We start from the raw sequence: 14,082 nt of genomic DNA on the forward strand, positions 1-14,082 counted from the left end.
CCGACTGAGCTATCTGGGCGTTTTAATTCGGTAAACTAGAAAACCTCTAAAGGATTTTCAATGCTATTCCAAATCACTCTACCGACTGAGCTACTTGGGCATTTCATGAAAATGAATTTCACTAGACATTTGAGCGCTACTTGCATCTTGCTTTTGCGTTCTGCCTGTCTGGGCGTGCGGCGTATTAAAAGGGTTTTGCCTCTTTAAGTCAACACTTTTTTCAAGATTTATATTTGTTTGAACACTTATCACCCAACTTGCACACAAAGAATGCACTACAAATGAATTCACTTTGCTAAATTCGTATGTAATAGTAAGATTTGTAGTGATTTTTTACTAGTTGTAAGGGTAAATTAACAATTTATTTGCTCTTACATTGAATAAATTACAATAATAACCAAATAAGCCCCATTAATTGGAGTAAGGTTTTTAAAATGCTTGCTAACAAGTTTTTGTCCCTCAAACTAATTCACACTATCAATACTATTGCCTTTGTCTTTTTCGCAGCCACACTATATATGGCAATAAACAGCTTTTCTCAGCAACAGACAAATACAACCCCCCCTTCAAGTTATACTAAACTTGATATTCAAACTATTGCAGACAAAGTTGATAGACCTTTAGTTGATGCGATTACCCGATTTGGTTTTAATAATGCAATTCAAATCATTCACTCTCTTAAATCGGTAGACAAACAACTCGATTACTACTTATTCAACTTAAAGCGAGATGAGCTACAACTTATTAGCAAAACGGGTGGTAGCTTCGATAACCCACAAAATAAAACTTCTGTAATTGAGAATGACAATGCAATCATTGTAAGCCAGCAGTTAAGCCTTGATGATAAAATTCATGGTTTATTGGTAATTGAATATCAGAAGCCTTCACAAATTGTTGCAGCTGCAACGTCTTCAAATGCTGCTTATGTTTGGTTTGTACTTGCAGCTATTAGCGGTATTTTCTGTTTAACGTTTTTACCTACCGCATTGTCTCGTAAAATTATTGCCAATACCCAAAAGTTAGATAATGAAATTAGCATGATCACAGAAAAAGGTGATTATCAACTTCGGGTTGATACAAATATTGGATTAGGTTTGGCACCTACTGCTGAACGTGTGAACTTATTACTTGATGCAGTAAATAAAAGTGAACAACTTCATATTAAAGCAGAAAATGAATTACAAACGCTGCAATCAAGCTTAGAGCACCAAGTAGTAGCGCGAACTCAAGAACTGCAAAAAGCAATTAAAGTAGCTGAACGTGCTAATGAGGCTAAAACAACCTTCTTAGCCACCATGAGTCATGAAATTAGAACGCCGATGAATGGTGTGATTGGTACAATTGACCTACTGCGCAATACGACTCTCAGTGGTTCACAACATCGGCTAAGCAGCATTATTCGTGAATCCGCTTTTTCTTTACTAGGTATTTTGGACGATATTTTAGACTTCTCAAAAATTGAAGCCGGTAAACTTACGGTAGAAAACAAAGCTTTCAGCGTTGTGAATGTAGTTGAAGAAGTTGCAAAAGTAATGAGCTCTATTGCCCATAAAAGCAATCTTGAGTTATCGCTTTATATTGACCCAGAAATCCCTGAATCAGTGCTGGGCGATGCAGTGCGTGTTCGCCAAGTGATCTATAACCTATGCTCTAACGCAATCAAATTCACACAAACCAATGACGATATTCAAGGTCAAGTAAGCATAGAAGCAAAACTTACTTCAAACAGCCATGACTTTGACACGATTGATTTTATTATTAGCGATAATGGTAAAGGTATGGATAAAACGCAACTAGCGCGTATTTTCCAGCCATTTAGCCAAGCTGAAGAAAGTATAACCCGTGAATATGGTGGTACTGGCTTAGGCTTATCAATTTGTAAAAGTTTAACCGAGCTAATGTACGGTAATATACGTGTAAGCTCCGAGCTTGGTCTTGGCAGTGAATTTATCGTACGAATTCCATTTACTAAGGATGAAAATGCTGCAAAAGGAAATCGCGGGCGCCTACAAAAACGTCGCGTCGCACTATTTAGCTCAATAGAGAAAAATAAAGAGCGTTTACGTTCCTACCTAACTTATTTAGGTGCAGAGGTAACACCTTTTAATCAAATTACGGATGAGCTTGCAGAATGGCAATTAAAGCAGGGCCTAATTTGGGTAATTGATGGCACCAATGAGATGGACGAAGCCAATAAAATATTACGCAAAATTGCTTATAACCTTGAAGAGCAAAATCAGCAGGCAATAGTGCTTGGTCATTTAACTGAAGCAAAGCTAAGTTTAAACAACCTTTTCTATTTATCTGCGATGCCATTGTGTAAAACGGCGTTTTTTAACTCGTTACTTATTGCAGCAGGCTTGCAGTCGCCAAAAGTTATCAATACACAACGTAAAATTAGCCCACTTACGAATGAGCAACATAAAGGTCGCTGCCAAGTACTTTTGGTTGAAGACAACCTAATGAATCAGCAAGTGATTTGCGATCAGTTAAACTTACTTGGTTACAGTGTAGATATTGCATCAAATGGTGAAGAAGGCTTTGAAATGTGGAAAAACGGTTCCTATGAGTTCGTGTTAACCGATCTGCATATGCCGAAGATGTCTGGCTACGACTTAGCACGAAAAATCCGCCAAGAGTCGCCATATCGTAACGATCTAAAAAATGCCACAACCATAGTTGCAGTAACAGCTAATGCATTAAAAGGTGAACGCGAAAAGTGTATCGAAGGTGGTATGAACGACTACATCACTAAGCCAGTTGAACTTAATGTACTGGAAGAGTTAATGGAGAAATGGTTACCAAAAACACAAATACAAACCAGTACAACGCCTATTTTAATTGATAAATTAGAAAGCTATGTGGGTAAAAATGTAGAGCAGCATCAACACTACCTAGATATGTTTGCCAAACATGGACAAGACCTTGCTTTTGATATTTCAAGAGCATTAAAACAGGAAGACTTAGAGCAAGCTGGCAAATTGGCTCATCAATTAAAATCAACAGCTAATACTATTGGCGCGATTAACGTAGCTGATGCAGCTCAAGCTATTGAAAAAATGGTTGAGCAAAAGCATGAGGTTTCAAGCATAACACTTACCCACTATGCAGATGAGTTAGAGCGCAGCTTCTTTGAAGCAAATGAATACATTCACGATTACTTAAAAAATAGTCTTAAAAAGTAAAGTATGCTGATGAAATAAAAAGGCGCCAAAATGTTGGCGCCTTTTTTTATTTTTCTACAGGTTTATAACCTTCAATTTCAACATCTTTATTTTCAAATAAAAAGCCAACCATTTGCTCTTCTAGAAACCCACGATGTTCTGGGTCCATCATATTAAGGTGCTTTTCATTGATCAGCATAGTTTGCTTGTGTTGCCACTGTGCCCATGCTTCTTTACAGATATTGTTAAAGATACGCTCACCAATTTCACCTGGGTAAAGTTGGAAGTCTAAGCCATCGGCTTCTTTTTGTAACTTTTGACAAAAAACAGTACGTGCCATAATCAGTCTCACTTTAAACTTTGAGTGAAGTTTACCCTTTTCTGGTTAAAGTTTTAATTATTTTCTTTGTCGGAGTAGCAAGACCAACCTGTTGCTGCTCACGCAGATTAAACGCTAGTACTTCTTTTTCTGCAACTTGCAATGGCATTTTATCAACATTAATAACCACTGGCGTAATCATTAAGTTAAAGTGGCTAAATACATGCTTAAACTCAGTTAAAATGTCTTTTTCACCTGTCAGGTTAAGCGCTGCCAGCCAATTATCTAACTCGCCTTCATTTGTAAATTCAAAAAAGCCAAATAACCCTCCCCAAATACCAGAAGATGGGCGTTTTTCCATTAATACTTCATTTTTTGATTTTACAATTGCCATTAAACATGACTTTGTCGGATTGGTTTTCTTCGGTTTAGGATTTGGAAATTCTTTTACACGCTCAGCCTTATGTGCACCACACTTATCAACTAATGGGCAAGGATCACAATCAAACTTAGTGCGTGAACAAAGGCTTGCGCCTAAATCCATCATGGCTTGATTAAACTCTACTACATTTCCTTTTGGCGTGACTTGATCTGAAAGCTGCCACAATAAGGTTTCTACTTTCTTTTCACCATACCAACCTGACACCATAAAAAACCGCGCCAATACACGCTTAACATTACCATCTAAAATTGGATGATGCTGACCAAGGGAGAGTGATAAAATAGCTCCTGCAGTAGAGCGACCGATACCCGGCAGCGCAATCACCTCTTCGATATTTGTTGGAAATTGACCTTGGTATTTTTCCACAATGATCTTAGCAGCTTTATGCAGATTACGAGCCCGTGCGTAGTAACCTAAGCCTGTCCAATGATGCAGCACTTTATCTTCATCAGCTTCAGCGAGTGACTCAACTGTAGGAAAGCTTGCCATAAAGCGTTCAAAATACGGGATCACCGTTATTACTTGTGTTTGCTGCAGCATAATTTCAGACACCCAAACTTTATATGGTGTTTTAGCTAACTGCCACGGCAAGGTTTTTCGTCCATATAAGTGATACCAATCAACAACTTGATCAGCAAACCACTTGCTTTCGCTTTTCTCTATTTTCACGCACGACCCTAAATAGAATTGATTTAAATCGTCGCCAGTCTATTAAGGCAAACTGAAAATTCAAGGAATTGTTGCTATTTATTATAAAAAAGCAACAGCTTTACTTGAGCTAAATCCAACTTACGGGGATAATACGCCCCCAAATTTTCAACGTCGGTGAGATATGAGCGATACATCTAAAACTGCTTTAGAGCAAGCAGAACAAGAAGGTAAATACATTCGTAAAGTTCGCAGCTTTGTTAAACGCGAAGGTCGTTTAACAAAAGGGCAAGCAAAAGCACTTGAAGATAATTGGGCAACAATGGGATTAAACCACCAAGACGGCCTGCTTGATTTCACCAAAGTGTTTGGCAATGACAACCCTGTGGTACTAGAAATTGGTTTCGGTATGGGTAAGTCACTTGTTGAAATGGCAAAAAATGCGCCAGATACAAACTTTATTGGTATTGAAGTACACCGCCCTGGTGTGGGTGCATGTTTAATGGATGCAAGCGAAGCTGATGTTACAAACTTGCGCGTTTATGAGCACGATGCAGTAGAAGTGCTTGCTGATTGTATCGCTGACAGCTCACTAGCTAAATTACAGCTATTCTTCCCTGATCCATGGCATAAAACAACGCGCCGTATTGTTCAACCTGAATTTGTTGAAAGTTTACGTAGTAAATTACAGATTGGCGGTGTTTTCCACATGGCGACTGACTGGGAAAACTACGCAGAGCATATGCTTGAAGTGATGATGGCTGCTGAAAAATTTAGCAATTTATCTCGAACAAATGATTATATGCCGCGACCAGATGATCGCCCATTAACCAAGTTTGAACAGCGCGGCCACCGTTTAGGCCATGGTGTTTGGGACTTAATGTTCGAAAGAAAGGTATAAACCATGTTATCAGCTGCCAGCCAGGTATTAATTCGTAATCAAGAATACTTAGAAGCCGAATCTATTTTATTGGTAAACCATGTAAATGATGGTTTTGCTGAGCAGCTGTGTCACCTTTATCCAAACACATCGGTAACCGCATTTACCAGTATTTTAACCAACCAAACAGATGCAAAAAGTCAAAATCTTGAGCAAATAGTTGCAGCTGAATTACCTAATAAGTCTTTTGATTTAGTGGTACTTTTTTACCCTAAAGCAAAAGCTGAAGCGCAAATGTTGTTGGATAATATTCGTGCTATCAGTACAGAGTCAACACGCTTATTGGTAGTTGGTGAAAATAAAGGCGGTGTTAAGTCAGCTATCAAGCAACTTAAGAACGATGTGCAATTTTCTCGTAAAGTTGATTCAGCGCGTCACTGCAGTTTGTTTCAGTTTTCAGGTTTAACTACTAACCCTGATTTCCAACTAGCAAACTATGCTAAGCAATTTGAAATCAATGTAGCTGGAACACCGCTTAGTTTAGTCACTTTGCCTGGCGTATTTAGCCATGGAGAGCTTGATAAAGGCACTGAGCTACTGCTTGAAACAATTGAGCTAAATAACCCAAAAACCCTACTGGACTTTGCAACTGGCTGCGGTGTTATCTCTACATTTTTAGCCAAACAGTATACTGAATGCCAGATTGTTGCATCAGACGTAAGCGCCTTAGCATTAGCTGCTGCAAAATTGACCTTCGCCCAAAACGGCGTAAGTGCAGAGTTGAAGCTAGCAGATGGTATTTCGTCAATAAATGCGAAGTTTGACTATATTGTGTCAAACCCTCCCTTCCATACTGGTCTTGCAACTAATTACGATATCACCCAATTATTTATCGCTGACGCCAAAAAGCAGCTCAATAATCAAGGTGAATTACTGATTGTTGCTAATAGTTTCTTGCCTTATGCAGATGCACTAACCGATGAATTCGGTGGTTTTAGTAAACTAGAAGACAATAAAAAATTTACTATTTACTCAGCTAAAGCCTGATTTTCCTCAAATTTTAAAAACTTAAGTGGGTAGCATTTAGTGTGCTTATTGATATGCCCAAGCTTCAGCGGCTTGTGCATACCTATTGTTTTTACTAAATAAAGAGCTTTACTCTTTACCACATAAAAGGCTTTTTGTTTGGCAAATTGGGCATAACGTTTTGCAACATTTAAGTTATTAACCTCCAAAGCAATCGACAGTTCTCGGTAGAGCATGCTTTCTGAACCACCCCAAAGTAAAGAGAACTTGATATGATTTTTACGAAGGTGCTGGAATACTCTTTGCTCTAAAACACGATTTTGTTGTTTACTTTGAATCTGACCAAACGCATTCCACACACTTAAAATAAGTGTCAATGAGCTCGCCTTTTTATGCTGTTTAAAGGGCGTAAATTTGGCTGTTTGATAAATTTGCCAAAGTGAAGATCTGTTATTTTCCATATGCTTGTTGATTATATACTCATATAACGTCTAAACTTGATGAGACGCCTTATCAAATTCGGCTAAATCGCGTTTATACAAAGATTTGCTTAAAAAGAGCGGCCTCAGTAACATGTAACTAACCCTGTAAAAAATAATGCGATATGCCAACTTCTCATAAAACAATAACAATTAGAAAGGCCTTAAGCCGTGCGGTGATCGTAATCACGTCTTTAAGCATACTGCTTTCAGTAATTGTAAGTACAGTGTTAGACGTTTCTAATCAAAAAAAGAACTTGATTGAAGAGCTTAATACGCTTGCAGGCATTATCTCGTTTAATGCTTACGTACCGTTGGTTTTTGTAGATAAAGATGAAATGCAAAAACAACTGAAGGCCTACGAAAAAATTGAGTACATAAAAAACATACACATTTATCAGGTGGATGACTTCACAGGCACTATTTCGCTTTTTGCGACTTATGACACCGGTGATAACCCACCAATTCCATCACGTGTTAAAAAGCTTTCAAATAAAATTACTGCGAATGTTGAAGGTGACATTATCGAGGTCATATACCCTATTCGTACTGATGATATTGATGGTGTTAGCACTACAAACCCAAAAATTGATGGATATGTTTACATTCTTGGTACCGACGCGCCAATACAAAAAGCATTAAAAAATAGAGTATCAATTGATGTTGTTGTTGGTTTAGTTATTCTCGTTTCAGTGTTATTAATAACACTTACTTTTCAACGCCGTTTTTCTCGCCCTATTGAGGCATTAAGTGCTGTAGTAAAAGACGTATCCAAAAACAAAAATTACGATGTAATTGTACCAAACGCAAAGATCACAGAACTCGACATGCTGGCAAAAAGCATTAATACACTATTTGCCCGCACCTTGGCACAACTAGAGCGCCAGAAAAAAGATGAACAAGAAATTAGGCAACTTAACCAAAACCTAGAGCTTAAAGTTAATCAGCGTACCGTTGCATTAAAAGAAGCTAATCAGGAACTGCTTAGCACACTAGAGCGAATGCATCAGTATCAAACCAAAATCGTTGAAAACGAAAAAATGGCGTCACTTGGGCAAATGGTTGCTGGCGTTGCCCACGAGGTAAACACACCTCTAGGCCTTGGCATTACAGGCTCAACACTATTGAAAGATAAACTTGAAGAGTTGAAGTCTCATTTTGACAATAAAACATTAACTTCTTCACATATGAGCCGTTTTATCGAAGATGGCGTTGAGAACTTAGACTTAATTTACCGCAACCTCAATCGTGCAGCTGAACTTGTATCAAGCTTTAAACAGTTGGCGGTCACCCACGAAACCCAAGAAGGTAAGCGGATTAATTTATATGATTTCACCCATGAGGTTATTTCTACTTTAACTGGTGAGCTTGCTAAATTTCCACACGAAGTTAGCGTCGAAGGTGATAGAACCCTTGAAATTTGGACTAAACCACCCGTAATTCAACAAATCGTTGAGAACCTTATTAGCAATAGTTTGATCCATGCGTTTAACTCCGAGCAGCACGGGCATATTGTGATAACCATCTCCGAGTTTAACAATAACGCAATTATTGATTACCAAGATGATGGTAATGGTGTACCAATTGATATTCGCAGCCGTATTTTCGACCCATTTGTAACTACGCGTCGTGGTGAAGGTGGCAGTGGTTTAGGTATGCACTTGGTGTATAACCTTGTAACACAGGCACTTGATGGCAGCATAAAACTCAATACTGAAGCGCAAAAAGGCGCACATTTTATTATAGAAATCCCAATTATAGAGGGAGATTTCTAATGCGTGCTTTTTGTTTGCTTTGCTTACTTGTATTTAGTTCTGTTTCTTTCGCTAAAACAGCAGAGCAACTTCGTGCTGCGTACCTTATGCAAATTCCCGCGTTTGTAAGGTATACCAACACCAATCATAAGCCATATCAAATAACCTATTGCTTTGCCGAGCAACTTGGAAAGGTCGGCGGCCTAATTGACGCACAGCAATCAGTCCTAAAAGAGCGAATGAACTTCTCTTTGGTTGTTGTAAAGCAAGCAAACGCTGATGAATTAAAAGAGTGTACTTACCTATATTTGGCCAAAAATACTGATAATATAGATCAATACATCAAGCAAGCAGATACAAAAACAATTGCGATTGGTGAAGAACTTTCGGTAATGGAAAATGGCGCATTAATGTCACTGGTGCAAGAGCAAAATAAAATTCGTATTCACATTAATCGAACTAAGCTCGACGAAAATACGGTGAGTTTTAATGCTCGCCTTATGTCACTGGCAAAAGTGGCCAACTATTAACTAATTGTAAGCTATCACTGACCCTGAAAACTTGTTTACTAATGTGATAGCCCCTATAATCCTAAATTGTAAGTAATTACTGAAAATAATTTTAATTTACCTATAAGGGTTAAATAAGAATGCAGACGCCTGTGATTTTAATCGTCGAAGATGAAGACGTAACTAGGTTAAATCTTGTCAGCTTATTTGAAGCTGAAGGCTATAAAGTGCTTGAAGCCGTTGACGGTGAAGAAATGCACGAGCGTATTTCGCAAAATGATGATATTAACTTGGTAATTATGGACATCAATTTACCAGGGAAAAATGGTTTAATTCTGGCTCGTGAAATTCGTCAGCAGCGCAATATTGGCCTTATTTTCTTAACTGGTCGTGATAACGATGTAGACCGTATTCTTGGTTTAGAGATTGGTGCCGACGACTATATCACAAAACCTTTCAACCCTAGAGAGTTGACAATTCGTGCGCGCAATTTATTAACGCGCACTAACTCAAGCGGTGAAGAAGTTGAAAGCAATAGTTCTGGCTTACTAACATTTAATGGTTGGGAGCTAGATGAAAATAGTCGTTGTTTAACGTCTCCAACAGGTGACGTTAAGCGTTTACCTAAAGGTGAATACCGTGCATTACGTTTAATGCTTGATTCACCAGGCAGAATTTTCAGCCGTGAACAGCTTATTAAGCACATGACTGGCCGCGAGCTTCGCGCTAACGATAGAACTGTTGATGTAACGATTCGTCGTATTCGTAAGCATTTTGAAAGCGAAGCAAATACGCCTGAGCTTATCAGCACCATTCACGGTGAAGGTTATCGCTTTATTGGTAAAATCGATTAATTAATCGTTTTCATCCAATACTTGATTAAGGGCTTTAAGCCCTTTTTCTATATCTGTAACAAGACTAATTAACCACGCTTCTAATTGCGCATCTTCTGCTGTTTCAGCATTATCTTCCATCTGTTTAGCAAGTTTCTGAACATCTTTTAACGCAACTGAGCCTGCTGCACCTTTTAATTTATGTGCCACAGATTTATATTCGCTGTAATTCTTGTTTTGTAATGCTTGTTTTAATTCATTTAAATAGTTTGGCCAAAGCTTCTCAAATAATTGAAAACGACTGCACCCCCATAGAATCCACAAAATCTGTTAATGTTTCCATATCAAGTAAATGACTATCGGGTATTTCAATATTTGATTGTTTAATAACCGGTGCTTTTTCAACCTCAACTTCTTTAGTTGAATGGGGGAAGAGCTCAGCAAGCACGCTGTCAAGCTTGCGGGTATTTATTGGTTTCGCAAGTGATCCTTGCATTTTAACGCCAGCTAAATCTTCTTCAGCGCGACGTACATTTGCTGTTAATGCAACTAATGGTAGATGATCAAATTCTTCTCTTGAGCGAACAATTCGCGCAACCTGATCACCATTAATGTCTGGCAGTTGCATATCTAATAGCACTAAATCAAGATCATCTTCTGTTTCAATAAATGATAAGGCATCCTCGCCAGTTTCAGCCCAAATAACGTCATGACCCCGTTGTTCCAGTAGGTTTGTTGCAATCTCAGCATTTAATGGTACGTCTTCTACTAATAGAATATTTAGCGGGCGTCCATCATATACTTGCTGCACTGGTTGCTCAGTTAATACTAATGGGATTTCAATATTGAAGGTACTTCCCTCTCCGATCTCACTATCTACATGAATATCGCCTTCCATCGCAATAATGAGCGCACGCGATACTGCCAAGCCAATCCCCGACCCTAGGGCATTACCACCAGATAGATCAGGCACTTTGTAGTATAAATCGAATATTCTACTGAGTTCGTCTTTCGCAATACCAATACCAGTATCGCTCACACTAACCTGCAAAAATGATTTACTACCCCGATAAACACGTTTGCAATCTAAAGTGACTGTGCCATGTTGAGTAAATTTCACCGCGTTATTGATTAAGTTCCAAAGTACTTGGCGTAAACGCGTAGGGTCAATTTCCACATGAACGTCAAACACACCTTCTTGCAGCACTTTGAATTCAAGCTCTTTTTGCTGTGCAATCAAGCCGCCAAAATTGAAAATATCATTGAGAAAATCAGCAAGGTTAACGCTTTCACATGCAATATCCAGCTGTTCTCTATCTACTTTGTCTAAATCGATAATGTCATTAAAGATATTGCCTAAGGTCTCGGCACTTGAAAACACCGTATTACACCAACTACGCTGTTCACTACTCAACTCGGTATCTAGTAACATGCGTGTTAAGCCAACAATACCATTGAGCGGTGTACGGAGCTCATGACTTAAAGTCGCAATAAACTTACCTTTATCTTTGTAGGCAGTTTCTAAATCCTGCTCAGCTTGTTTACGCGAAGTAATATCACGGCCAAAGCCCAGTAACCCAATGTACTCTTTATTGGGGTTAAAAAAAGGTACCTTACGCATTTCAAACCAACGTAAGTCTTCATTCACCTTGCAACTCACATCTAAGGTAACAGAGACATGATTTTGCTGAACCTCGTTATCGGTGTTTAATACTGAAGGTGTTTGTCCTTTACCGAAAATATCATCGGCGCGACGACCTATCAATTGATTGGAAGATAACCCCATCACCTCTTCGAACATTCTGTTGCAGCCAGCGAAGCGCCCTGAATTATCACGGTAATAGAATAAATCGGGCGATGAATCCACAATCGAGCGCAAAAGTACTTCTTGCTCATCTAATTCTTGCTGTGTGCGTTTACGTTCAGCAATTTCGCGACGAAGCTCTTCTATTGCGCGACGTTTTGCTTGGAAAGCGAGTTTTCTGTCGTCAATTTCATTATTTAAGCGACGAATGTTTTCTTTAAGGCTTTGGTTTAGCAGCTTTTCTTGCTTTGTTGCGCTCTCTATATAGTTGTTTGAGGTGTTTAACTGGTGGTTAATATCAAATATCGAGATGATAAAAAGCGGTGCAAGTATGGCAGCGAATACCAACATACCGACGACTTCAAGCCAAGGGATTTGTCCTAGTGAAATATAGTAATAAATACAGGCAACAGCGAGGGCGATTAATTGAATTAAAATGAAAATAACCGCTCCGGCCTTACCTGTGCCAAAGCGGTCTATTAATCGATTAAGGGCTAATACCCAGAAGCTTGTCGGTGAGCTAATCATAATTGTTAACTATAGTCCAAGTTATAACTCACCTTGAGAAAGTTAAAGTGGTTGAGCAACCGTCAACTTATTAGCTACCTGCGACAAAGAACATACTTGGAACTCACCGCCACGTACTTTCACAATTCCCAGACGCGCTAAAGCTGAACTATTTTGCGAAATCGAAATGTTAACTTCCTGCTCATTCACTGTGTCATTACCCAGAGCTTGCTTTGCACCTGTTTTACACATCATTTCATTTAACTTATAAAAATTATCGCGAGCCAGTGCCTGCGCCGAAGTTACTTGTGGTTGAGAGCCGGTTAACTGAGTCGCATATTTCCAACTTGGAAACTCAACAGACACGTTACCATTACGCAGTGAAATTTGGTCGCCATGGGTAAAATAATGGCTGGTAAACTCGCGCACACCTTCTTGATTATTCTCTTTTGCTACTTCAAATAACCACAAACCTCCAGAGCCAATCACTTCAACTTCTGAATGCGTTTCTTTGGTTTGAATTATCACGGATGTTTTATTATCCAAACCAAATAAGCGTTGATTAGAGCTAAATAATGCCGCATGAATACCACGCAATTGCTTACCACGCTCAGAGACTTGTGTATCAACAATGCCATTTGGTAAGAAAGGTAAAATGGCCGACTCTACCACAGCGAACTCACGTTCGCTTTCAAGTGCAATACAATCTGCACCTAGGCTACATGCATCATTACCTGAAGCAAATGAAACAGGCTCAACTGTATTAATCTCATTCACAACACCGGTTAAAATGCTTAGCGGTTTTGAATTACTGGTAATAGCATTAACACTGCCACCTTCAACGGCAACCAGCACTTCGTTGTTTTTATACATATCAACGATTTTATCAAGCGCAGCGCTTTGGCTACCTGTAGGTGTATAAAATGCGTGATAACTTAACAGCGGACTACCATCAGCAATATAGATGGCATCCATACGTTTAATCGTACCTAGTAATGGTTCTGATTTTTTACACTCACTCACTTGCTGTTTGAACAGATCAGGATAAAGCACTTCTCGACGGAAACTTGCTAAGCGCTTAACCTGAAAGTCTTCCAAACTATCACAGGCTGTTTTTTCATAGTCTTTTGCAGTAATTGCGGTTTGCATTGCGGCATCAATTGGTAACCATGTTGCTTCAAAACCAACTTGCTCGAATAAATTTAAGTAGTAATCCACTTTAGCGTATGGGTCGCGGTTAGTACCTGTAATAACAGCAATACGTGGTTTACGTTTACCACCAGCAATTTCCGCACTTAAATCATATAATTTTTGATAAGCAAGAGACGCTTCTACGTTTGTGCTCTGGGCTAAATTCACTTGGGTTTTTAAGCGATTGTTACGTCCTTCAACTTGTTTTTGCTCAAGTAAATCGAATAAATTGCGTCTTTCAAACTCATATAAGCTTTGCCAAATATCTCGACCAGAAACAGACTCTTCACCCGCTTTTGTCGTAACACCACGTAATGCTCGCACAAATTGACGCTCTGTCAGTTTTACATTTTCAAATTTAGGTTTAACTGTCTTTAAAATATCAGCAACTTGCTTTTTAAGTTCTTCTTGTTCTGTCCATGGGTATTCAGAAACACGGACTAACGCTTCATCAGTAATATCAAAAATAGCTTTTTGTTTTACATCATCAGAAAACGAATTTTTACCTGCTTCAGTACAGAAGCGT

10 protein-coding genes and 1 pseudogene are annotated in these 14,082 nt (G+C 38.8%); 6 read left to right on the plus strand and 5 right to left on the minus strand.

All coding sequences use genetic code 11. The features are described from left to right. The first annotated feature begins 518 nt into the window (after window positions 1-518). Complete coding sequence (locus ON073_RS18210; RefSeq protein WP_274763307.1) at window positions 519-3,185, plus strand: ATP-binding protein; 2,667 nt, start codon at window positions 519-521, stop codon at window positions 3,183-3,185. Between the two features lie 46 nt (window positions 3,186-3,231). Here the strand turns inward: ON073_RS18210 and ON073_RS18215 are convergent, their stop codons facing one another. Then, window positions 3,232-3,504: an oxidative damage protection protein gene (locus ON073_RS18215; RefSeq protein ID WP_274763308.1), complete on the minus strand. Its 273-nt coding sequence runs from the start codon at window positions 3,502-3,504 to the stop codon at window positions 3,232-3,234. Between the two features lie 31 nt (window positions 3,505-3,535). After that, entirely contained in the window at window positions 3,536-4,594 is a 1,059-nt protein-coding gene (mutY, locus tag ON073_RS18220; protein WP_274763309.1) for an A/G-specific adenine glycosylase, read from the minus strand. Window positions 4,595-4,757: 163 nt separating this feature from the next. Between mutY and trmB the strand changes: the two genes are divergently transcribed. Together trmB and ON073_RS18230 are read left to right on the plus strand one after the other, a co-directional pair. Further along, entirely contained in the window at window positions 4,758-5,474 is a 717-nt protein-coding gene (trmB, locus tag ON073_RS18225; RefSeq protein ID WP_274763310.1) for a tRNA (guanosine(46)-N7)-methyltransferase TrmB, read from the plus strand. A 3-nt stretch (window positions 5,475-5,477) separates the two neighbouring features. Beyond that, window positions 5,478-6,500: a methyltransferase gene (locus ON073_RS18230; protein ID WP_274763311.1), complete on the plus strand. Its 1,023-nt coding sequence runs from the start codon at window positions 5,478-5,480 to the stop codon at window positions 6,498-6,500. On the opposite strand, the gene ON073_RS18235 is transcribed toward ON073_RS18230, so the two are convergent. Then, window positions 6,482-6,940: a hypothetical protein gene (locus tag ON073_RS18235; RefSeq protein WP_274763312.1), complete on the minus strand. Its 459-nt coding sequence runs from the start codon at window positions 6,938-6,940 to the stop codon at window positions 6,482-6,484. The two genes, ON073_RS18230 and ON073_RS18235, sit on opposite strands and share 19 nt — an antisense overlap. A 143-nt stretch (window positions 6,941-7,083) precedes the next feature. On the opposite strand from ON073_RS18235, the gene ON073_RS18240 reads away from it, so the two are divergent. The 3 genes from ON073_RS18240 (at window position 7,084) to arcA (ending at window position 10,075) form a co-directional block, all read left to right on the plus strand. Continuing rightward, window positions 7,084-8,733, plus strand: a complete 1,650-nt coding sequence (locus ON073_RS18240) for a sensor histidine kinase (RefSeq protein ID WP_274763313.1) — start codon at window positions 7,084-7,086, stop codon at window positions 8,731-8,733. Next, window positions 8,733-9,242 carry a YfiR family protein gene (locus ON073_RS18245; protein WP_274763314.1) on the plus strand — a complete coding sequence of 170 codons (510 nt, stop codon included), beginning with the start codon at window positions 8,733-8,735 and terminating at the stop codon, window positions 9,240-9,242. Before ON073_RS18240 ends, ON073_RS18245 begins: the two co-directional genes overlap by 1 nt. 119 nt (window positions 9,243-9,361) lie before the next feature. Then, complete coding sequence (arcA, locus tag ON073_RS18250) at window positions 9,362-10,075, plus strand: two-component system response regulator ArcA (protein ID WP_274763315.1); 714 nt, start codon at window positions 9,362-9,364, stop codon at window positions 10,073-10,075. On the opposite strand, the pseudogene ON073_RS18255 reads toward arcA, so the two are convergent. Together ON073_RS18255 and ON073_RS18260 are read right to left on the minus strand one after the other, a co-directional pair. Beyond that, a pseudogene (locus ON073_RS18255) lies at window positions 10,076-12,386 on the minus strand (ATP-binding protein). A gap of 42 nt (window positions 12,387-12,428) precedes the next feature. After that, window positions 12,429-14,082 (minus strand): hypothetical protein (locus ON073_RS18260; RefSeq protein ID WP_274763316.1); only part of this gene is annotated, 1,654 nt, incomplete at its 5' end.

The organism is Pseudoalteromonas sp. G4 (genome assembly GCF_028875915.1).
Taxonomy (GTDB): domain Bacteria; phylum Pseudomonadota; class Gammaproteobacteria; order Enterobacterales; family Alteromonadaceae; genus Pseudoalteromonas.

Excerpts from the sequence above, each read along its gene's own strand:
- ON073_RS18210 (WP_274763307.1), top strand. The coding sequence starts at position 519 with ATGGCAATAAACAGCTTTTCTCAGCAACAGACAAATACAACCCCCCCT.
- ON073_RS18230 (WP_274763311.1), top strand. The coding sequence starts at position 5,478 with ATGTTATCAGCTGCCAGCCAGGTATTAATTCGTAATCAAGAATACTTA.
- arcA (WP_274763315.1), top strand. The coding sequence starts at position 9,362 with ATGCAGACGCCTGTGATTTTAATCGTCGAAGATGAAGACGTAACTAGG.
- ON073_RS18240 (WP_274763313.1), top strand. The coding sequence starts at position 7,084 with ATGCCAACTTCTCATAAAACAATAACAATTAGAAAGGCCTTAAGCCGT.
- trmB (WP_274763310.1), top strand. The coding sequence starts at position 4,758 with ATGAGCGATACATCTAAAACTGCTTTAGAGCAAGCAGAACAAGAAGGT.
- ON073_RS18235 (WP_274763312.1), bottom strand. The coding sequence starts at position 6,940 with ATGGAAAATAACAGATCTTCACTTTGGCAAATTTATCAAACAGCCAAA.
- ON073_RS18215 (WP_274763308.1), bottom strand. The coding sequence starts at position 3,504 with ATGGCACGTACTGTTTTTTGTCAAAAGTTACAAAAAGAAGCCGATGGC.
- ON073_RS18245 (WP_274763314.1), top strand. The coding sequence starts at position 8,733 with ATGCGTGCTTTTTGTTTGCTTTGCTTACTTGTATTTAGTTCTGTTTCT.